The sequence below is a fragment of the Geobacter sp. genome (assembly GCA_009684525.1).
Lineage (GTDB): Bacteria > Desulfobacterota > Desulfuromonadia > Geobacterales > DSM-12255 > Geoanaerobacter.
On the sequence record WKKR01000001.1, the window covers coordinates 965,463 to 985,549 of the forward strand.

The window sequence follows — 20,087 nt, forward strand, 5'->3', positions numbered from 1 at the left end:
AGACCTCTTTCCACTCGCGCACGGGGATCGACTGTCAGACAGTGCCAAAATCCCCCTCAGAGACAATCTTCCCCATTTTCTGGAATTCCCGTCGCGTAGCCCGCAAAAGGTGCTGCATGGTTATGTCGCCTTCCTCGTCCGCGGCCATGAAGGCCGCTGCCAGGGCGATGTTCCTGATATTGCCGCCGGCGATCTCGAATCGCTGCGCCAGAAACTCCGGATCGAGCCCGGCATCGAGCGGCGCGGCATCGGGCCAGACCTTTTCCCAGATACGCCGCCGCTCGGCAAGCGGTGGCAGCGGAAACTCCACCACGTACTGCAGCCGGCGGACAAACGCCTCGTCCAGGTTGGACCTGAAGTTGGTGGCCAGGATGGCGACCCCCTCGTACTCCTCCATCTTCTGCAGCAGATAGCCGATCTCGATGTTGGCGTAGCGGTCGTGGGCGTCCTTCACCTCGGAACGCTTGCCGAACAGGGCGTCGGCCTCGTCGAAGAAGAGGATGGCGTTGCAGGTGCGCGCCTCGGAGAAGATCCGGTCCAGGTTCTTCTCGGTCTCGCCGATGTACTTGCTCACCACCTGGGAAAGGTCGATCTTGTAGAGGTCAAGGCCCAGCTCGTGGGCGATCACCTCGGCACCCATGGTCTTGCCCGTGCCGGGAGGCCCGGAAAAGAGGACGTTCAGCCCCTTGCCGGTGGAGAGTTTCCGGCCGAAACCCCAGGAGCCGTAGACCACGTGCCGGTACCTGGCCTGGTTGCAGAGTTCCCGAAGCTGGTCCATATGATCGGCCGGCAGGACAATGTCGTCCCAGCCGTAGGCCGGTTCGATCTTATGCGCCAGGGCGGAGAGCTTCTGGTTCGACTGGTCGCGGCAGGCAGCATAGAGCTCGGCTGCGGTGACCCGCTGCGCGTTCTCCCCCTGTTGCCATGCGGCCAGATGCCCGGCTGCCCGTGTCGCATCCCGGATCTGTCCCGGCGAGAAGCGGAACGTCCCGGCAAGGGTCCCGAAATCGACCCCCTCCACCCTGCCGGTGCCGTTGATCCGCGCCTGTTCCCAGAGCCGTTGCCGGGCGCTGTCGTCGGGAAGCGGAAAGTCGATGCCAAGGAAGAGGTGATCGCCGAACATCCCGCGCGGCTGCCATGGCTTGCTGCCGATCAGGATGGTGAGCGGAACCAGATCGCCCAGGATCTTTGCCAGGAGGCGCAGGCGCCGGGCATTGGCCTCGTCGTGCACCAGGGAATCGACCTGCTCCAGGCAGAGCACTGCTGACTGCAGCGCCGCCTCCCTGGCCAGGATCAGTGCCGCTTCGGCAAAGGGGATCGGCCCGTCCAGCAGCTGTTCCGCATCGGCCAGAAGCAGCGGCCTCCCCAGGTCGTGACAAATGGCCCTGGCCACGGATTTCCTGCCGGTGCCGTACGTCCCGTGGAAGTGGAGCACGACATGCCGGTCAGTCTCGTCGAACCGCTCCAGGTGCTGCCGGGCGAATCCCCGCAACCGGTCGCAGGCCTCTTCGGAAAGCGTAACCAGCCCCAGTTCCACCACAGCGTCCTCCAGCCGGACAAACCGCGCCAGACGGTCGTCGATTCCGCTCAGACCGAGCAGATGGTCGGCAACCCTCCGGTCGAGGGAGAGCGGGCAAGACAGCAGCCGGGAGGCCGAGCCCTGGGGGGGGTCACCGACAATGAGCAGACCGTATTGGAGCAGGGGAGCGGATGCGGCAAAGGCCTGGCGGGCATCGACTCGCTCCTGCGGCGTGTGGCAGAAGAGGTCCATGATCAGGCCGGGGGTGGGGTGTTTCAGGGTGAGGTCGTCGTGGAGATAAGCGTAGAGCCGCTCGTACCGTTTGTCCAGCTCCGGGGCGCAACAGACGGCCAGGCAGATCTCCTCGAACGGTGTGAGCCGGAAGAGCCGGGCCAGCTTCATGCCGGGGAGTTCGGGGCCGGTTTGCGCGGTGATCCGTTTTTTTGCATCGATCTGTGCGCAGAGGTCATTGTACTGCTGTAGCAGGGCCAGAGTCCCGTCATTGTCAGAGCGATCCGGTGAAGCAGTGGAGAATCCGTCCGGAGATGATAGAAGAGACTCTATCTCCTCATCTAAAATGACGTAGTTTCTCAGGTTGTCTGAGTTATTCTGTATGTAAAGTGTGCTATTCCTTTTTATGAGCCATTGTGCGGCAAGCCTTATCCTGTTTATGTCGTCATCTATGCTTTCTAATATGCTCGCATATACACAATGATCAATATCATCTACACACCGTGCAGCATTTTTATTGTCATATTTCATATGCAAAATATTTATGCCCTTCATTATTGACACTAAATCCCACTATATCAATATTCATGCATGCCACAAATAATGTGCAAATAATGTGCAAGTAACTGTAACAGTTTCAAATAATAGTTCAATTGGCCTATCAGGTATTTTTTCAGGTAGTAAATTCACTAACACCAGTGAGCTACTCCTATTACAATAAAGTATTAGGTCTTTTTTCACATTGCCACGCAACTCCATTGACTACGGCGTTTTCTGATAAAAAAAGGCCGGAGCAGGGGGAGCTCCGACCGAATGTACTTCACGGGGAAAGGAGATTTCAGCGGCAGTGAGCAACCTTGACGAAGATCGGGTTGGAGTAGAACCAGAGATCGGCATAGGCCTTTGCCGAGTCATTGGCTCCGACCAGATCGTCGATGAGCGGATTGCCTGCCTCATCGGTCTCGTTCGGGGTATTGGCCGGGAGGTTGGTGCCGCGCAGGCGGAAGTAGGTATCCTTGCCGAGCTTTTTCACCTTGTACTCGACGGTCATGAAGCCGTCGCGGTCCTGTTTCCAGTCGCTACGGTTAAAGGTGGCGACCACCCGGCTGCTGTCGTTGGTATCCTTGCTGTAGTCGGGGTTCAGGGTCACGCCGTCGTCCAGGTACTTGGCAACCCGGCCGGTGATGTCGCCGGCGATCAGGTCGATATGGTCGACTGCCACCGCATCGCCGTTGTTGTTCATGGCCGGGCTCTTGAAGCGGATCTTCAGCTTCACGCTCCGGCCTTCGGCATGAAGTTCGCTCCCCATGGGGGCTTCATGGTCGCCGCTTTCGGCGCTGAATTCCAGGGCATCGATCAGGTCGCCATGGACGGCAAAGGAAGCTCCGGAGCGGAGACCGCTGACCAGCTCACCCAGCGACAGGTCGCCGTCGCGGTCCATGTCGCGTACAAAGGTATAGGACTTGGCGTATTCACCCGGCCAGAAATCGCCGTCGATGCTGTGGAAGTCTGAGTCGACAAAGGTGTAGAAGTGGCGCCCCTCGCCCAGCAGTGCGTCCCAGAGGCCGCCGACCTTGGCGATCATGTAGTCGGCTCCGCCATAGGTGCGGGCCTTCACGTTCGCGTTGCCGTATCCGCCGCGGTTGCTTTCTTTCTGGTGGCCGGGGATGCCTTCAAAACCGAAGGCAACGGTCGGTGCCGCGTTGTTGAAGTCGCGGATATCGGCAATGCTGTATTTGAGCGCGCGGGAGGGATGGTTGAGCAGGAAGTAACTGCTCATCGGGTAGTTGTCCTGCAACCATTTGGCGCCGGCTACGGCCTTGTCGTGGCTGTTGGCGGCAACCTTGCCGGAAACGTCGAGATAGCTGTCGCTGGTGGTGCCGGAATCGCTGCCGTCGAACAGATACTCATGCTGCGCGATTGCCTGGCCCCCTTCCTCTGCCGGGCCGACAATGGCGACGCTGGCATGCTCGTGGGTCGGCACGTTCCACTCGTACCCCTGGACGATCAGCTTGTCCGGGTAGGTGCTGCGGGCCTCGCTGATGATCGGGTAGGAATACTGCCAGAGCGACTGCCAGCGCCACATCTTGCCGGCCGGCGGATTGCCGAGGAAGGCGGTATCGCTGGGCCATGCCGTCCCCTGCGGGGTGCGGGCGGACGTGCCGCCATGCTCGGAGTTGGCCATCCAGCCCAGGCCGTACTGGAAGGCATGACTCAGGACATCTGCCTGGATGTTGCTGCCGTCGGTGAGGAAGGTGTGGTTGTGGAAGTCGCCGGCCAGCCAGCGGTCAGCCGTGTGGTGGTGCCGTCCGTGGTCGCGGGCCATGGCCGGTGCGGCACAGGCAAGGGTGAGGGCCAGGACGCCGATCCCCACGCCACGAAGCAGTGATTCGTTCTTTCCCATTGTTCGCTCTCCTTTTGTCAGTGAAATGATATGAATCGAATGGTGGAGAGCCTACACGGCAATTGTTGCACCCGTGTGGAGGACAGGTAAAAAGTGGGAAAACTTTCATGACGATTCCGCGAGGGAATGCCGGCAAATGTTACGAATGTGTAAAACATTGAATTCATGGGCAATGGAATGCCATTCCCACTTGCAAAACAGCTTGCCTATGGTTAAATAGAGCCATCAATCATGAAAATTGCATCATCTGTGACAATCCACCTGATCCGGCATGCCGAGGCGATTCCGCGCACCGCCGAATTCCCCGAGCCGTTCCGCTACCTGACCTGTCGCGGCCGGGCTCGCTTTCGCCGTGTCGCCGCAGCCCTGAAAAAGCAGCAGGCAGAGCCGGATCTCATCTATACCAGCCCGCTGGTCCGCTCCGTGCAAACAGCCGAGATCCTCGCCGAGACTATCCGCTTTTGCGGGGATCTGCGGGTTGTCCCGGCTCTCGGCCCCGGATTCACGATCAATGATCTGCGCGACATCATCGGCAGCAGTCCGCAGTGCGAGGAAATAGCCCTGGTCGGGCACGAACCGGACCTGGGGATGGTTGCGCGCACCCTGCTCAACGCGGAACTCCCCTGTTCGCTGAAAAAAGGGGGGGCTGTCTCGTTCAGGGTCGAACCTGACCGGATTGAACGGAAAGCGGAGTTTTTCATGCTCGTCACCGGCGGCGGCAAGGTCGTGACGGACAGGGGCAAGGCCCTGGAGCGGCTGCAGGCGCCGAACAGACAATAGCAGGTTGTTGAAAAACAGCCATCTCGCCGCCGTCCTCGAAAGCCGCCTTGTGCGGCGTAGCGCTGCTACGCCTCCGCAGGGCTTTCTGCGGGTGCGCCGATCTGACTGTTTTTGAACAACCTGAGGTTTTAGCTACGCTGAACTTCGTTTTCAACAACCTGATAGGAGGGAATGACGTGGGTGCTATGGAAGAAAAACTCAGGCAGTTGAAGGGGGTGGGAGATGTGCTCGCCCGCCGGCTCGTGGAGAACGGGCTGGACACCTACGAGAAGATCGTCGTTGCCGGCGAAGAGGGGCTCCGTTCGATCAAGGGGATCAACCCCCGCTCCGTTTCTGCCATCCTGGCACAGGCAACCGCACTCGCCGAAAAACTCGGGGCTGACAAGGCGGAGCGGATCGCCGGATTGAAGCAGCATGTCGCCACGTTGCGGGAGACGGTGCAATCGTGCGCCACCTCTGCCAAGGAGCGTTTCAGCGAGGCGCTCAAGGGGAAACCGGGCCAGAAGCTGACCCGCACCCTGGTGCAGACCCTCGACACCCTCGACAGGGTCGAGGAAAAGCTGCACAAGCGGGTCAAGAAGGCCGGCAAGGGGCTGACCAAGGCGAGCCGCCGAATGGAAAAGATTGTGGAAGCCGACCTGGACGGGGTTCGCAAGGGGCTGAAAAAGACCCGCAAGGCGCTGAAACGGGTACTGGCATGATCGGAATCGGTGCTGACGAACCGGTGCCGGGCCGGCTGATCGCGGTCGAAGGGCTGGACGGCTCGGGCAAATCCACACAGATCTATCTGCTCAAGCGTTGGCTGGAGATGAAGGGGCTCAAGGTCTTTTTTTCCGAATGGAACTCGTCGTTCCTGGTGAAGAAGGCGACCAGCAAGGGGAAAAAGCGCCAGCTCCTCACCCCGACCACCTTCAGCCTCATTCACAGCACCGACTTTGCCGACCGCTACGAGCGCCAGATCCTGCCGCTCCTCAAGGCCGGGTTCATCGTGCTCTGCGACCGCTACATCTATACCGCATTCGCCCGCGATGCGGTCCGCGGCTGTCCCCGCCCCTGGCTGCACAAGCTGTACAGCTTCGCCAGGAAGCCGGACATCACCTTCTTTTTCAACACCCCTCTCCAGACCGCCCTCGGGAGGATTCTCGGCGGCCGGCCCCAGCTCAAGTACCACGAGGCCGGCATGGACCTGGGGCTCTCCCGCGACCCTTACGAGAGTTTCAGCCTGTTCCAGGGAAAGATCTACCAGGAGTACCTGGACATGAAAGACAGTTATTCCTTCGAGGAGATCGACGGCACGGCGCTCATCGAGACCCAGCAGCAGCAGGTCAGGGAGATCGTCGGCGAGAGGATTGATCTGGCCCGTTTCCGCCGCAGAAGCAGCATTTGAATCGGAAAGGGTTCTTTTCCGCCCTGGCTGTGTCAATCTGCGGGATTCCTTGTGCGGCGTAGCGCTGCTACGCCTCCGCGCAATCCCTTGATTTCCTTGCCAGAACGAAAAATCCCTCCTTTCCGGTGCGGATACTGATAGTTTCTCATCCGGAGTTTTCTGGACTACATCAGCTAAAGGGATCATTCATGCGGTTTTATGGAGAAGGACTGCCGGGGATCAACCCGGAGGAGCTGACCGGCAAGCTGATCGTCATCGAGGGGGCGGACGGTTCAGGCCGTTCCACCCAGATCGAAATCCTGCGCAATGAGCTGGAAAACCGGGGTCACGGCACGGTCAATGTCGGGCTGCGGCGCTCCACCCTCGTCTCCGAAGAGCTGAACGAGGCCAAGCAGGGGAACGTGCTGGGGGAGATCACCCGCAGCCTCTTCTACGCCACCGATTTTGCCGACCAGTTGGAAAACAGGATCGTGCCGGCGCTCAAGGCCGGATTTTTCGTCATTGCCGACCGCTACATCTACACGCTCATGGCCCGCGACATCGTCCGGGGGGCCGACCGCGAATGGGTCCGCTCCCTCTACGGGATCGCCCTGGTCCCCCAGCTGGTGATCTACCTGAAGGTGAGCCCGGCGCAGCTGATCGAGCGGAACCTGAGCAAGAATTCCACCCTGGACTACTGGGAGTCGGGCAGGGACCTGGGGCTCTCCCGCGACAGCTTTGACAGTTTCATCCGCTACCAGCGCCTGATCCAGAAGGAGTTCGAGCGACTGCAGGAACACTACGACTTTACCGCGGTGAACGGCAACCTGACCGTCAGGTCGGTGGCCAGGGAGATCAGCGCCAAGATGCTGGAACGGCTGGGGGTATGACCATGGAAAACGGGAATCGCCGCAACCGGGAAGAGATGCTCGCGGAAATGGTAGCCGAGTTCCGCCACCTGCGGAATATCATCCGCGAGGTCGGCGAGGCACTCATCATCCGGAAGGAGAGCGAGGTGGAGGCGCTGGTGGAGATGCTGGAGACGCTCTCCGTCGCCGAACTGCGCGCCGTTTCACCTGAATGGTTGCGCCGGATCAAGCAGCTGAAGGTAAAACCGGCCAAGGGAAGGATGAAGGACCTGAAGCAGATCGTCCACATCATGGAGGAGTTCCAGGAAAAGGCCGAAGAACTGCGGGAGCCCCCCCGGCAGCGCAAAAAGGTGGAGAAGAGCCCTCCCCCGGCTCGCCATGCCCGCAAGCTTGACCGCCTGGCGGGCGAAACGTTGCCGTGATGCGGCTCGAACCGACGGCACCGCTCTGGGTTGCGGCACGGGCTCTGATCGCAGAGCGGAAATGCGACCTGGAGCAGCGCTGGAATCGGGCCGAAAGAACCTTCGACGCAGAGGATATCCACGACCTCCGCGTCTCATCTCGCCGCCTGCGCGAGGCACTGGCCTTCTTCTCCCCCTGCTTCCCCTCCAAGAGCCTTGACCGCATCTCCTCCCGCACCAAGCATCTGACCCGGATGCTCGGCACCATGCGCAACACCGACGAAGCGATGATCTTCTTCCGCTCCTGCGCCACTTCCGGACAGAGAGCGCCAGAACTGGACAGGCTGCTCTCGCAGCTGGAACAGGAGCGAAAACAGGAACTGAAGCTCCTGAAAGCGGGCCTGCAGAGCCATCCCCTCGCCCCCCTGCGCGAGCAGCTCGACGCTCTGCTCCTGGAGCCGGACCTCTTTGCCAACGAGCGGGTCGACCCGTTCACACAGATCGTCGCATTCGCCAGGGAAATGATCGTCGAGCGGATGAAGGGAGTGGCAGAGCTCCTCCCCCTGGCAACCGATGAGAAGCAGGTCGATGCCCTGCACCGCCTGCGCATCGCCATCAAGCGGCTCAGGTACCGGTACGAGCTGCTGGCGCCACTGGCCGGAAGCGGGCACGCCGAGCTTTTGGCCATCGTCAAGGCCTACCAGGACCTGCTGGGCACCATGCACGACCTGGATCTCTTTGCGGAGATGGTCGCCAAGCGGCTGCCGGAAACTTCCGATAAAACGCGCCTGCTGGCAGAGATCGCCGGGCTGCGGCATGCCCTGTTCGCCGACTTCAGCGCCATGCTGCGCCGCTCACCGCTTCCGGACACGGGTGAGCAGATGAGGAGATCATTGTGAAACCCGAACGGCTCGCTGCCATCGACATCGGCACCAACTCCATCCGGAGCATCGTGGTGGAGGTCGACCCTATCGGCACCACCAGGGTGCTCGACGACGAGAAGGTGGCCGTGCGGCTGGGCGAAGGGCTTCACCAGAACGGAGTCATCTCTCCTGCCGCCTGCAAACGGGCCATGGACGCCCTCTCCCGCCTGAAAAAGATCATCGAGGGGTTCGGGGTCCGCGCCATCGAAGCGGTCGCCACCAGCGCCGTCCGCAAGGCAGCCAACGGGGCCGCGTTCATCGAGGCGATCCGGCAAGAGACCGGGCTCGACGTCAGGGTCATCAGCGGCGAGGAGGAGGCCGAACTGGCCGCCTACAGCGCCTTCAACAACTTCGAGCTGGAAGGGACGCGGCAGTTGCTGGTCGATATCGGCGGCGGCAGCCTTGAGCTGGTAACCACCGTCGGCCACCACATTGACGAGATCACCTCCCTGGAGCTCGGCGCCGTCTACCTGACCGAAACCTTTCTCCGCTCCGACCCGGTAACGGACCGCGAGCACCAGCGCCTGCGCCGCCAGATCCGCAAGACCATCAAGAGCACCTTTGCCTCCGAACTGATCCCCACGGCGGGCCTGATCGGGTCAGGCGGCACCATCACCGCCATCGGCTCCATGATCATGGCCTCGCGCCGCGAGGAATACGGCTCGCTCCATGGTTACGAACTGCTCCGCTCCGACGTGGTCCACCTGCTGGCCATGCTGCTGCGCAAGAACACGCGCGAGCTCCGCTCCATCCCCGGTCTCAACCCGGACCGGGCGGATATCATCATCGCCGGGGTAACGGTGGTGGACGAGCTGATGGATATAGCCCAGGCCAACCTCCTGCGGGTCAACGAGCGGGGCATCAGGGAGGGGCTGATCCTCAAGGGGCTCCACCGGCACAAGCTGGTTGACGCAGGGAAGCGGAGCCGCTCCTGGCGGGCGTCGATCCTCGATTTTGCCGCATCCTGCCACTTCGACGAACGGCATTCGCTCCAGGTGGCCAGGCTGTCGCTGGAGATCTTCGCAGGACTGGCCAAACCGTACAAACTCGGCGACAGTGCCCGCCGCATCCTGGAGGCGGCCGCCATCCTCCATGACGTCGGCTACTTCATCAACTATTCCAGCCATCACAAGCATTCCTACCACCTGATCCGCCACGCGGACCTCTTCGGCTTCACCCCGCGGGAGCGGGAACTGATTGCCCACGTGGCCCGCTACCACCGCAAATCGCTCCCCAAGAAGAAACATGACCAGTACATGCGGCTCTCGCCGGCGGACCGGCTGCTGGTCTCCCGCCTGGGCGGTATCCTCAGGCTCGCCGACGGGCTCGACCGGCGCCGCAACTGTGCGGTCAGCTCCCTTGAGTGCCGTCTGGAACGGAACATCTTCAAGATCCGCCTCCATGGCCGGGACGACCTGTCGGTCGAGCAGTTCGGGGGTCAGGCCAAGGGAGACCTCCTCCAGACCGCCTTCGATCTCGGGCTGGAGCTGGAGGCGGTCCCGGAGGGAGCCGGCAGCGCCACATCCTGACGGACGACAAACGAGCAGACCCGCCATACTGTGGTACACTGGTGGTCGACAACGGAGATCCCCGGCAGATGGAGGGCTACATGTTCGAATCAGCGGAGCTCGGCCACAAGATCGACAAGGCTACCTACAAGCGGGAGATCCCTCCCCTGCGGGAGGCGCTCCTGGATGCCCAGATCGACCTGCTGCAGTCGCAGCGGTTCCCGGTCATCATCCTGATCGCCGGGGTGGACTGCGCCGGCAAGGGGGAGACCGTCAACATCCTCAATGAATGGATGGACCCCCGCCATATCGAAACCCACGCCATCCGCGAGCTGACCGACGAGGAACAGGAACGCCCCCCCATGTGGCGCTACTGGCGGGACCTCCCACCGAAAGGGAAGATCGGCATCTTTATCGGCACCTGGTATTCCTCCCCCCTGATCGAAAACGTCTATGGCAGCATCAAGAACGCCGAACTCGACCAGAACCTGGAGCGGATCATCCGCTTCGAGAAGATGCTCTGCGACGAAGGCGCACTGTTCCTCAAATTCTGGCTCCATCTCTCGGAAAAACAGCAGAAAAAGCGTCTCAAGTCCCTGGAAAAGGACCCCTCCACCAGCTGGCGGGTGACGGATACGGACTGGAAGCACTTCAAGATGTACGACCGCTTCCACCAGGTTTCCGAGCGGATGCTCCGCGCCACCAGCTCTCCCGAGGCACCCTGGCTCATCGTCGAGGGGAGCGACCCCCGTTACCGCTATCTCACCATCGGCAAGGCGGTCCTGCAGGCGCTCCGCCAGCGGCTTGACGCCCCGGAAGCGCCGGTCCGCGAGGAACCGTACCCGCCGATCACCCTGGCCATCGACGGTTTGCGCATCCTGCAGACCCTGGACCTGTCGAAACGGCTGGAAAAAAGCGAATACCAGGAAGAGCTGGAAAAGTGGCAGGGACGGCTCAATCGCCTCTCCCGCCACCCCCAGTTCAGGAAAATCTCGGTGGTGGTGATCTTCGAGGGGAACGACGCCGCCGGCAAGGGAGGGGCGATCCGCCGCATCACCCAGGCCCTGGATGCCCGCCTCTACCGGGTCACCCCGATTGCGGCACCCACCGACGAGGAGCAGCGACAGCCCTACCTCTGGCGTTTCTGGCGCCACCTCCCCCACCGGGGAAGATTCGCCATCTTCGACCGCTCCTGGTACGGGCGGGTGCTGGTGGAACGGGTGGAGGGGTACTGCTCCCATGCGGACTGGATGCGGGCCTACGGCGAGATCAACGACTACGAGGAGCAACTGGTCCGCCACTACACGGTGGTGGTCAAGTTCTGGCTGGCCATCGACCGGGACGAGCAGCTCAGGCGCTTCAAGGAGCGGGAAAAGATCGGGTTCAAGCGGTTCAAGATCACCGATGACGACTGGCGCAACCGGGACAAGTGGGAGGAGTACGAACTGGCCGTCTGCGACATGATCGACCGGACCAGCACCGAGATCGTCCCCTGGACCCTGGTGGAGGCCAACGACAAGAACTACGCCCGGATCAAGGTGTTAAAGACCCTCTGCACCAGGATAGAGAGCGCCCTGGAGAAGGATTCGGGGAGCTGACGCCGGCCAGGCCGCAAGGGCCGGGAGCGTCGGGACGGGTCAGGTGATACGCGAGGTGCGCTGGCAGGCGGCGCAGTTGGCCGTGTCCTCGTGAACCCGCACCCAGACCGTCCGGTTGCGGGTGTCGCACCACTCGCAATACCATTCGTAGTAATCGTCCATCAGCTTCAGGCGCATGGGATACTCCCTGCTCGTTGTCATCTCTGTCTGTTCCATGATGCCATGATACCAGGCGCGGGTTGCAGCCATGTTTCGGTTCGATGACGAGTGTGCAACAATTGCAGCAAGGCCGGGGTCAGGGAGCAGCTCCGCACCGCCTGCTCCGGCAGATAAGGGGAATACCGCATGAAACTCTACGAATTGCGCCAGGAACAGCTCCTGCCCGTATCCCTGAGACAGGCCTGGGAGTTCTTTTCCACCCCGGAAAACCTGCCGCTCATCACCCCACCCGACCTCGGATTCCGGATCATCTCGGAGCTGCCGCCCCAGGTACATGCCGGCATGCTCGCCACCTACACCGTGACCCCCTTTCTCGGCATCCCGGTGAAATGGGTCACCGAGATCACCCATGCCGAAGAACCATACTTCTTCGTGGACGAGCAGCGGTTCGGCCCCTATCGTTTCTGGCACCACCAGCACCATTTCCGTGAGACGGCCGCGGGAACGGAGATGCTGGACCTGGTCCATTATGGGCTCCCCTTTGGGCTGTTCGGCAGGCTCTTGAGCCCGCTGGTCGCCGGCAGGCTGGCCGAGATCTTTGCCTACCGCCGCATGGCGTTGAACGAGTGTTTCGCGGATTGAACGACCTCCCCTTCGGGGCAACACTGCCCATCTTTCTCTCGCAGGAAACAGAAAAGCCCGCTTTGCGCGGGCTTTTCCATGACAGCCGGAAACCCGGATCGGTTTCCGGTTACGCGGCATGCCGCAGTGTTGCGGCTTCGTATGCTGCAGCAAAGGTATCGGCAAACTCCTCGATACGCGTGGGTGTGGTATTTTCAGCGGTCCGCTGCAGGCCGACGGCAAAAATCCCGTCGTTCAGCCCCCGGCTCATCTCGACAAAGAGCCTGCTCACATCGGAACTGACCCCCTGCGACACCATCCACCTGGCAGCCTCCTCGCTGGGAAGCTGCACGTACTTGAGGTCGGGCCGGCCGATCCGCCGGCCGAGTATGGCGATCGCTCCGTTCAGCGTGAGATCGCGCTGGCCGAGCAGGTCCCTCACCGTCTTGCCGCTATAGTCCCGTGTGACGAGGTGCTTGACGACCCGTGCCGCGATGTCCTTGGTGGCGATCATGGCGATCGGCTGGTCGCCGCGCAGCGCCAATCCCGCATAGCCCCGTTCGAGAATGAACCGGACCTGGGCGAGCAGGTTCTCCATGAAGAAGGTGCAGCGGAGATGAAGGACATGCACCCCTTCAAGCCCGTTGAGTCGGGCCTCCTGGTCACGGAGACCGACGATCGGCCCCGTACCTCCGGGAAGATCTGCCCCCTGACTGCTCAGGTTCACCACGTAGGGGACCCCGGCGTTGACGATGGCAGTGGCAATGCTCGTGCCGACCTCATTCTGGTAGGCACGGAAATAGACGGTCGCCACGTTGGGGGGGATCATGGCGAATACCGCGGTGGTACCCTTAAAGGCCTTGCTCAGAAACGGCGTGTCCTTCAGATCCCCCACCGCCGCCTCGGCCCCTTTATCCACGAACCGCTGCAGCCTGCCTGCATCCCTGCCGATCAACCGCACCCTCTCACCCCTGTCCAGCAGAATATCGGCTACCTTGCTTCCTATGTTGCCCGTTGCTCCGGTAATGGCGTACATATGACGTTCTCCTTTCAGAAGTTGCAGAACCGAAGAACAGCTTCCGCAACAACAATATGGCACCGGTACGGCTGCCGTTTCTCTTACGTCAATTATACGCCCGATACGCTGCAGGGGTTACGGATTTTCCACGGGATACCAGAGCGAATGCAAACGGGACCCTTGATCGTCAGGCGAGTTGACATCCCGCCCGGATCAGGGTCCCGTCTCATTGGCGTCAGCGAGCTGCTGGCGCTACCGGTTCAGCCATTGATACTGGTGCGGCCAGTCAGCCGCATTCACCGAGGATACGACCGTGTGGCAGACGTTGCAGGCCGTGGCAATTCCGCCGCTGCCATGTTGGCTCAAAAATTCGCCAAGCCCGGCACCTTTCGATCCGGCATGGCAGACGCCGCAACTGCCGATCGTTTGGACAGCGCTCTGATACTGAAGCGGCTGGTAGTTGTCCGATGCCTGCCGTGACGGCACCATGGCATGGGGGCTGCCGTGACAGCTCGCGCAGTAGACCCCCCCGTGACCCATGGCGTTCCGGTACAGGACCGCACCGGTGTCCACTTCCGCAATCCCCACATGACAGGTGGCGCACTTGGGTTCGTTCAGCCAAGGTATCCTGGCCCCGGAAGTGATCGTCGAAGCGACCGTTGCCATACTGCCATGGCAGCTGACGTTCGAACAATTTCCGTCCGCTGCCGTATGGGCAAGACTCCTGTTGCACTGGGTCGTATTCCCCGGATGGCAGTCGTAGCATGTTGCGCCACGGGTCGCATGGAAACCGTGAATCGCCTCAGAGAGATATTTGCCCGAGGTCCCGCTCCCGCTCTGTCCAAGCGCCGGGCTGCCGTGGCAACTGGCACAGAGGACCGGCTGCTGGGCTACCAGCGTGGTCCCGATATCCGCGTCGTGCGCTTGGAGGATATTCAGGAAGGGGTTGGCGCCATGGCACTTGGCGCAGTTCATTTCATCGGAGGTGGGAACGGTTGCCCGCGTCTGAGCCACGGTGGTGCCGGTTCCGTCCTTGACGGTAACCTCGATGACCTGGTAGGGATTCCAGACCAATGAATCGTCAATGGGGGTTACGGGGATGCCATTCACCTGAAAGTGATCGGTCTTTGCCACCATGGTGCCGGAGAGCCCGTTGTGAATCGCGGGGTCTTCCAGGTTGAGCCCCGTATCCGGAGCAAGGGTCACACCAAAGAGTTGCTGTACATATGTCCAGAATTGCCCGAAGGTCCCCTTGGTGGACGATACGGTGTTGTTGAGAATCCGGTACTCAACGGTCAAACCGGCGGTAACGATCTGCGGCGGGTTCCCCCGTTTGACCACCTGCGCCCATACCGTGTTGTACGGCGGCAGAATGACCGCAGTGTCATAGGTCGGGTTGAGACAGTGCATGCCAAGGTCGTTCCAGGCGAAAACCACGTACGAAGCCCCAGTCGCTGCCGGAGCTATGACAGCCGGGGTTACGACCGGGTCGCTCTCCCCTCCGCTCCCACCGCAGCCCGTAAGAGCAGCTGCGAGCACCATTGATCCGATCATACCCATTGCGCCAGATAAACGCATCATTCGGACACTCCTTTCTCATGTGCACTGCGCCTCTCGATACGAGTTTGTCCCCATATGAAATAACAAAAGGCCGGGCATGCCAATGGGTGATCATCGGCAGCCCGGCCGTCTTCATCAAAAGACCCGTGGCTTTCCGTACCTGTCTCGCGGCAGGCTCGGCTTTGTCAGACAATATTACATCCAATTATTGTGTTGTTTAAATAATTCCACCATGTTCTGACGGATTGTCAAGGGAGGGAATGACCGAAAAAGGCGTGCCGGTTATTGACCGCATACAGTGCCGACACCGGGAAGCAGAGGCTATGCAATGGCCAGGCGCACCTTGGCCATGAACTGCTCGATGGTAAACGGCTTCTGCAGGAAATTGATCCCCTCCTCCAGCATGCCGTTGTGGACGACCAGGTCGTTGGTATAGCCGGAGATGAAAAGGACCGGCAGGTGGGGCCGCGATTCCAGCAGCCGCTCGTACAGTTCCTGACCATTCATGCCGGGCATGATCACGTCGGTCACCAGCAGATCGATGGCATCAGCGGGCGCCAACGCCATCTCCAGAGCCAGTTCCGGCGTTTCTGCCACCATGACACGGAATCCGGCAGCCATGAGCAGTTCGACAACCATGGTACGGACCATCTCGTTGTCCTCGACCACGAGGATCGTCCGGTTTGTCGCTACAGTCGTCGATGTGACAATGCCCCCGTCCGCTTCATTGCCTGTGCCGGAGCCGAGCGGGTGCGTGCTCACCGGGAGGTAGATGGAGAACGTGGTGCCGGCACCGACCGTGCTTCTGACGTCAATGTACCCTTCATGCTGCTTGATGACGCCGTAAACGGTTGCCAGGCCGAGGCCCGTGCCATGGCCAACCCCCTTGGTGGTGAAAAAGGGCTCGAAGATGCGCGAAAGGGTGGCATCATCCATGCCGCAGCCGGTGTCGGTAATGGAGAGCAGGATATGCTTTCCGGTCCGCATGCCGGGATGCAGACGGGCATATTCGTCGTCGAGTAGCACCTGGCCGGTTTCTATGGTGATACGGCCATTCCCGGCAATGGCGTCCTGGGCGTTGATGGCCAGGTTGAGGAGGATCTGCTCGATCTGGCTCCGGTCGGCCATGACAATGGCACGCCCCGTGGAGAGGCCCACCTGGATGCCGATGTTCTCCCGGATGGTCCGGCGCAGGATATCATGGAACGACTCGATGACCTCGTTCAGGTCGACCGGATGGATGTCGAGCATCTGCCTGCGGCCGAAAGAGAGCAGTTTCTGGGTGAGTTCCCTGGCCTTGTGGGCCGCCTTCAGGATGCCATCCGCCTTCTTGACCTGGGGCGCATCTTCGGGCAGGCCCATCTTGATCATTTCCGAATAGATCAGGATCGGCGTCAGCAGGTTGTTGAAATCATGGGCAATCCCGCCGGCCAGCTGTCCGATGGCCTCGATCTTCTGGATCTGCCGCAGCTGGTCTTCCAGGTGCTTTCTCCGTTCCTCGTCCCTGAAACGGCCAATGGCGATGCTCGACAGGTGGGCAGCCGATTCGATCAGGCTGATTTCCGCATCATCCGGCAGGCGCGGCTCGCGGTAGTAGATCGCGAAGGTCCCGAGAATTTCCCCCTCAGAGGAGAGAATCGGCTGGGACCAGCAGGCCCTGAACCCATGGTCAAGGGCAGGCTTGAACCCTTTCCAGTAGGGGTGGCCGCAGATATCCTCCACCACCACCCGTTTCTTCAGATGGGCCGCAGTACCGCACGATCCCATCCCTTGCCCTATTTTCAGTCCGTGCACGGCCCGGTTGTACTCGTCCGGCAGGTTGGGAGCGGCGGCATGAAGGAGCTGACGCCCCCCCTCGTCGGCGAGCAGAACTGAACAGAGCGCACCCGGACACTGCTGCTCGACAAAGGTGACGATCTGGGCAAGCAGATCCCCCAGACCCGCTCCGGTCGCCATCTCTTCCAGGATCGACAGGCGTCCCTGTTCGCGCGACTCGGCCCGTTTCCGTTCCCGCACGTCACGGGCGATGCTGAGGATGAAGGGCTCGCCGTTGCTCTCCATGATGTGGGCATTGGCCTCGATCGGGATCAGACCGCCATCCTTGGCAATATATCCCGATTCGAGGGTTGCCTCGCCATGCTCCCTGATTCTCTGCAGGTTCCCCTCGATCTGTCCCGCAAACTCTGCGTGCACGATGTCATGCAAGCGGATCCCTGTCAGTTCTTCGGCGCTGTAACCGGTGATGCGACAGAGCGCCTGGTTGAAATGAACCAGGCGCCCCGTGAGATCGACCTGCAGGATGGCATCGTTGGCCGCATCGATCTGGGCGGCCTTGATCCTGAGCAGCTCCTGCTGCCGGCGCAGCCCGTCCTGGGCGCTTTCCAGCCTGTCCAGGTGGCGGAACATGAGCAGGGTCAGGACACAGATGACCGTGCAGAGGGCAAACGTGACCGCCACCTGCAGGTACGCCTTGCGGGACCAGGGCTTCAGCACGTCGTCGCGGTGCAGGGATACGACCGCAATGATAGGGAAACGGTTCAGACGCTTGTAGGAGACAATATGCGGGGTCTTGTCCAGCAACCCCTTCTCCAGATGGAAGGTGCCGGTTGCAGCCTTGGGCAGCCAAGTGCGGAACAGCTGAGAAGAGCGGAAATCCGCCTCGTACGCCCTGTCCACGTAAGGCACGAAGACCAGCGGCGCACCGTCGTCGCGGATCAATAGCACCCTGCCGCGGGGCCCGAGACTGGATTCGCTGAAGAAGCGCTTGAAATACTCGACCTCAAAAGCAACGGCCATCAAGCCGGCAAATTCCTTGTCCGGTCCCAAGAGCGGCCGGATGAGGTTAAAGCGCCAGCGGCCGACGAGACGGCTCATGACCGGCTTGCTGATGTAGAGGCCCGCGCCCGGATTCTCGCGGTAATGCCGGTAATATTCGCGGTCGGCCACATTGATCTGCCTGGAGGGGAACGCCAGGGAGTTGATGAACATCAGCCCCGAGGCGTCGGCCATAAACAGCGAACCGATCTGGGGGGCTCCTCCTCCCTGGCGCTGCAGGATGTCGTACAGTTCGCGCTGCGGCATATGTCGGATGCCGCCAGCCCTCCCGATTTCATGAATGACGTCCTTGACCACCCGGTCAGCCTCGGCAAAGGAGCTCTCCGTATGCTCGCTCAAAGCCTGTGCATACCCAGAGGCCTGCCTTTCGGCCGTGGTGATGGTATTCCGGTATTCGGTAACGATGCTCCAGGCCGATATGGCGACGACCGCAGCCAGGACGATACCGACGAAGATTCTGATCCTGCTCTTGATGAGGCTGATGGTCGGTTCGGACAACAAGGAGATCCTTCCGTAGTTGCGGGTTACGTCTTATGCGGCCGTGTTTTCTGCCCCAGGGCAGCAGGGCAACTCTTAATGAACGGCAACGCCCCACTTGTTCGTATCGACGCGGGAGGTCGTCGCTTGAGCCAAAGAAACGCGGAACGGTTTGTTTTTGTTATGAAAATTATTTCACAATCCCGACTATGCAAGTAAACATATGAACTATACATAACTCTTGGTGCAGATCAAGAAAAAAGGGGCTTGCACAACGTGCAACCCCCCGAAAAAGGAGACATCAAAATGGGAATGGGCAGCGCTTGAATCCCCGCGGCATCTACTCCTGCGATTTCCCGGCAACCCGGCGGCAGTCCCCCCTATCCACGGGATGCCTTCAACCAGGCGGTAAAACGCTCTCGCGCCCCTTTGGACAGAATCCGCTCGAAGACATCCTGATCGTAGAGGTAGAGGCAGTGCCTGATCGAGGTATAGGGGCTGAAGGTTTTGTCAGGGTTTTCCGCCATGAAATGGTCGCGATAATCCCTGACGATTTTCAGCTTTTCGTTCAAGCATTTATGTAAATCGGACTTCTGGAAGCCGCTGTCCAGCTTCAGGATGTCCTGGACGAAATCGTCGACCTTGAAGTCCTCGAATTCGAAATCCCTGAAGAAATGGCCGGCGACACGGAGGAAATTGAAGGCATTGACCGATTTTGCGCTGGCCGCTGCCTCCTGCCCTGCCGCCTCGCGGGCGTCATCGGGTGGATCGCTGATCGGCGCCACCGTCGCCTGCTGCATCAGTTCCGTGGTGGCATTGCGGATCTCCTTGAATTCCCGGTCGGCCAGCTCGAACAGGGCCGAAAGGACATTGATTCTCCGCTTCAGGTCGATGGGGATCGATTTCTTGTATTTGATCTTGTGATCCAGCACGCTCCAGGCGTCCTGGATCAGGGACCGGATCTGCACCTCGAAGGCGCAGTCCGCATACGGCTGGTACTTCGGCTGGGAAGCCATCTCGTCGTTCAGGGCCAGGTCCATGTGCAGCCCTTTGTAACCGAAGGAATCCTCGGTGCTCTCCACCGCCGATATCTTGTCGGTGACGTCGAGGATATTGAAGTTCCGCTGCAACACCTCCGACAGGACCGGGATCTGGTCTTCGTAGAGGCAGACAATCCGGATGCCGATCAGGTCGGATATGAAATCCTTGATCTCGTAGGGCTGTTCGTCGGCTTCGAGCTTACGCTGGTATTTCCGGTGAAACTTCTTGATGCACTCCTCTTTGTCCTTGACCCTGCCTTCAATCTTGGTCACCTCTCCCACGTCAAAACGCTTGATCAGTGCGCTGATGATGCGGATATAGGCATTCTTGGCTTCGGCAAAAAACTTCTGGTTGCCGTCGTAGTATTTCCTGAAGGCGATCTTTTCCTGTTCAAAATCCAGAGAGGGCATGGTCGGCTCCTTGTCCGTCGATCTGCAGTGAGGACTCGATATCGTCCCCCTGCACTTTTGCAAAGCCGGCCGCCGGAGTCAAGTCTTTGTCGTGCTCTCTCCTCACGCAACCACTTCTTTCACCTTTACCCGCCTCTTGGGAGTCGCCCGGACCTTAACCTCAGGCACGCTTTCGGGAAGCGGGACGAATAAAGCCGAATCGCCCGGTTGCAGGGTCGGGTAATGGGAAGCGGCAATCTTCCTGACAATTCCGTCACTGAACTGGATCGTCGCTTTGAGGTCGGTCACCTCCATAACCTTGCCGACTCCCCATTCAACCGCTCCAGCGTGACTCACTACGGTACCTCGTTTGATAATCATGATTTCT

At 60.5% G+C, this 20,087-nt stretch carries 17 protein-coding genes and 1 riboswitch; of the genes, 9 read left to right on the forward strand and 8 right to left on the reverse strand.

The features are described 5' to 3' along the window. Positions 1-34 precede the first annotated feature (34 nt). Together GJT30_04275 and GJT30_04280 are read right to left on the reverse strand one after the other, a co-directional pair. Positions 35-2,305: an AAA family ATPase gene (locus GJT30_04275; protein ID MSM38824.1), complete on the reverse strand. Its 2,271-nt coding sequence runs from the start codon at positions 2,303-2,305 to the stop codon at positions 35-37. Between the two features lie 283 nt (positions 2,306-2,588). Continuing rightward, positions 2,589-4,154 carry a hypothetical protein gene (locus GJT30_04280; protein ID MSM38825.1) on the reverse strand — a complete coding sequence of 522 codons (1,566 nt, stop codon included), beginning with the start codon at positions 4,152-4,154 and terminating at the stop codon, positions 2,589-2,591. 249 nt (positions 4,155-4,403) lie between these two features. On the opposite strand from GJT30_04280, the gene GJT30_04285 reads away from it, so the two are divergent. The 8 genes from GJT30_04285 to pap all read left to right on the forward strand — a co-directional run bounded on the left by GJT30_04285 (position 4,404) and on the right by pap (position 11,599). After that, positions 4,404-4,934 carry a phosphohistidine phosphatase gene (locus tag GJT30_04285; GenBank protein MSM38826.1) on the forward strand — a complete coding sequence of 177 codons (531 nt, stop codon included), beginning with the start codon at positions 4,404-4,406 and terminating at the stop codon, positions 4,932-4,934. A 176-nt stretch (positions 4,935-5,110) separates the two neighbouring features. Further along, entirely contained in the window at positions 5,111-5,635 is a 525-nt protein-coding gene (locus GJT30_04290; GenBank protein ID MSM38827.1) for a helix-hairpin-helix domain-containing protein, read from the forward strand. Next, complete coding sequence (locus GJT30_04295) at positions 5,632-6,321, forward strand: thymidylate kinase (protein MSM38828.1); 690 nt, start codon at positions 5,632-5,634, stop codon at positions 6,319-6,321. Before GJT30_04290 ends, GJT30_04295 begins: the two co-directional genes overlap by 4 nt. 188 nt (positions 6,322-6,509) lie before the next feature. Continuing rightward, complete coding sequence (locus GJT30_04300) at positions 6,510-7,190, forward strand: thymidylate kinase (protein ID MSM38829.1); 681 nt, start codon at positions 6,510-6,512, stop codon at positions 7,188-7,190. A 2-nt stretch (positions 7,191-7,192) separates the two neighbouring features. Beyond that, the gene (locus tag GJT30_04305) at positions 7,193-7,591 is read left to right on the forward strand and encodes a hypothetical protein (GenBank protein ID MSM38830.1); all 399 of its coding nucleotides are present in this window, start codon (positions 7,193-7,195) and stop codon (positions 7,589-7,591) included. Then, a complete protein-coding gene (locus GJT30_04310) occupies positions 7,588-8,469 on the forward strand; it encodes a CHAD domain-containing protein (GenBank protein MSM38831.1) in 882 nt (293 codons plus the stop codon). Before GJT30_04305 ends, GJT30_04310 begins: the two co-directional genes overlap by 4 nt. Then, positions 8,466-10,022: an HD domain-containing protein gene (locus GJT30_04315; GenBank protein MSM38832.1), complete on the forward strand. Its 1,557-nt coding sequence runs from the start codon at positions 8,466-8,468 to the stop codon at positions 10,020-10,022. Before GJT30_04310 ends, GJT30_04315 begins: the two co-directional genes overlap by 4 nt. 80 nt (positions 10,023-10,102) lie before the next feature. After that, positions 10,103-11,599 carry a polyphosphate:AMP phosphotransferase gene (pap, locus tag GJT30_04320; GenBank protein ID MSM38833.1) on the forward strand — a complete coding sequence of 499 codons (1,497 nt, stop codon included), beginning with the start codon at positions 10,103-10,105 and terminating at the stop codon, positions 11,597-11,599. 39 nt (positions 11,600-11,638) lie between these two features. On the opposite strand, the gene GJT30_04325 is transcribed toward pap, so the two are convergent. Beyond that, positions 11,639-11,848: a hypothetical protein gene (locus GJT30_04325; GenBank protein MSM38834.1), complete on the reverse strand. Its 210-nt coding sequence runs from the start codon at positions 11,846-11,848 to the stop codon at positions 11,639-11,641. Between the two features lie 96 nt (positions 11,849-11,944). Here GJT30_04325 and GJT30_04330 point away from each other — a divergent pair, with 96 nt between their 5' ends. Continuing rightward, entirely contained in the window at positions 11,945-12,400 is a 456-nt protein-coding gene (locus GJT30_04330) for a hypothetical protein (GenBank protein MSM38835.1), read from the forward strand. Between the two features lie 109 nt (positions 12,401-12,509). Here GJT30_04330 and GJT30_04335 read toward each other — a convergent pair whose 3' ends face one another. The 5 genes from GJT30_04335 to GJT30_04355 form a co-directional block, all read right to left on the reverse strand. After that, positions 12,510-13,415, reverse strand: coding sequence for an NAD(P)H-binding protein (locus tag GJT30_04335; protein ID MSM38836.1), 906 nt, complete (start codon positions 13,413-13,415; stop codon positions 12,510-12,512). Positions 13,416-13,649: 234 nt separating this feature from the next. Then, positions 13,650-14,978: a hypothetical protein gene (locus tag GJT30_04340; protein ID MSM38837.1), complete on the reverse strand. Its 1,329-nt coding sequence runs from the start codon at positions 14,976-14,978 to the stop codon at positions 13,650-13,652. 92 nt (positions 14,979-15,070) lie between these two features. Further along, positions 15,071-15,148, reverse strand: a riboswitch (cyclic di-GMP riboswitch). Positions 15,149-15,278: 130 nt separating this feature from the next. Continuing rightward, positions 15,279-18,299 (reverse strand): PAS domain S-box protein, encoded by a 3,021-nt coding sequence (locus GJT30_04345; protein MSM38838.1) that lies wholly within the window; start codon positions 18,297-18,299, stop codon positions 15,279-15,281. 350 nt (positions 18,300-18,649) lie between these two features. After that, positions 18,650-19,720, reverse strand: coding sequence for a (p)ppGpp synthetase (locus GJT30_04350; GenBank protein ID MSM38839.1), 1,071 nt, complete (start codon positions 19,718-19,720; stop codon positions 18,650-18,652). 102 nt (positions 19,721-19,822) lie between these two features. Further along, positions 19,823-20,080: a DUF3553 domain-containing protein gene (locus tag GJT30_04355; protein ID MSM38840.1), complete on the reverse strand. Its 258-nt coding sequence runs from the start codon at positions 20,078-20,080 to the stop codon at positions 19,823-19,825. Positions 20,081-20,087 lie beyond the last annotated feature (7 nt).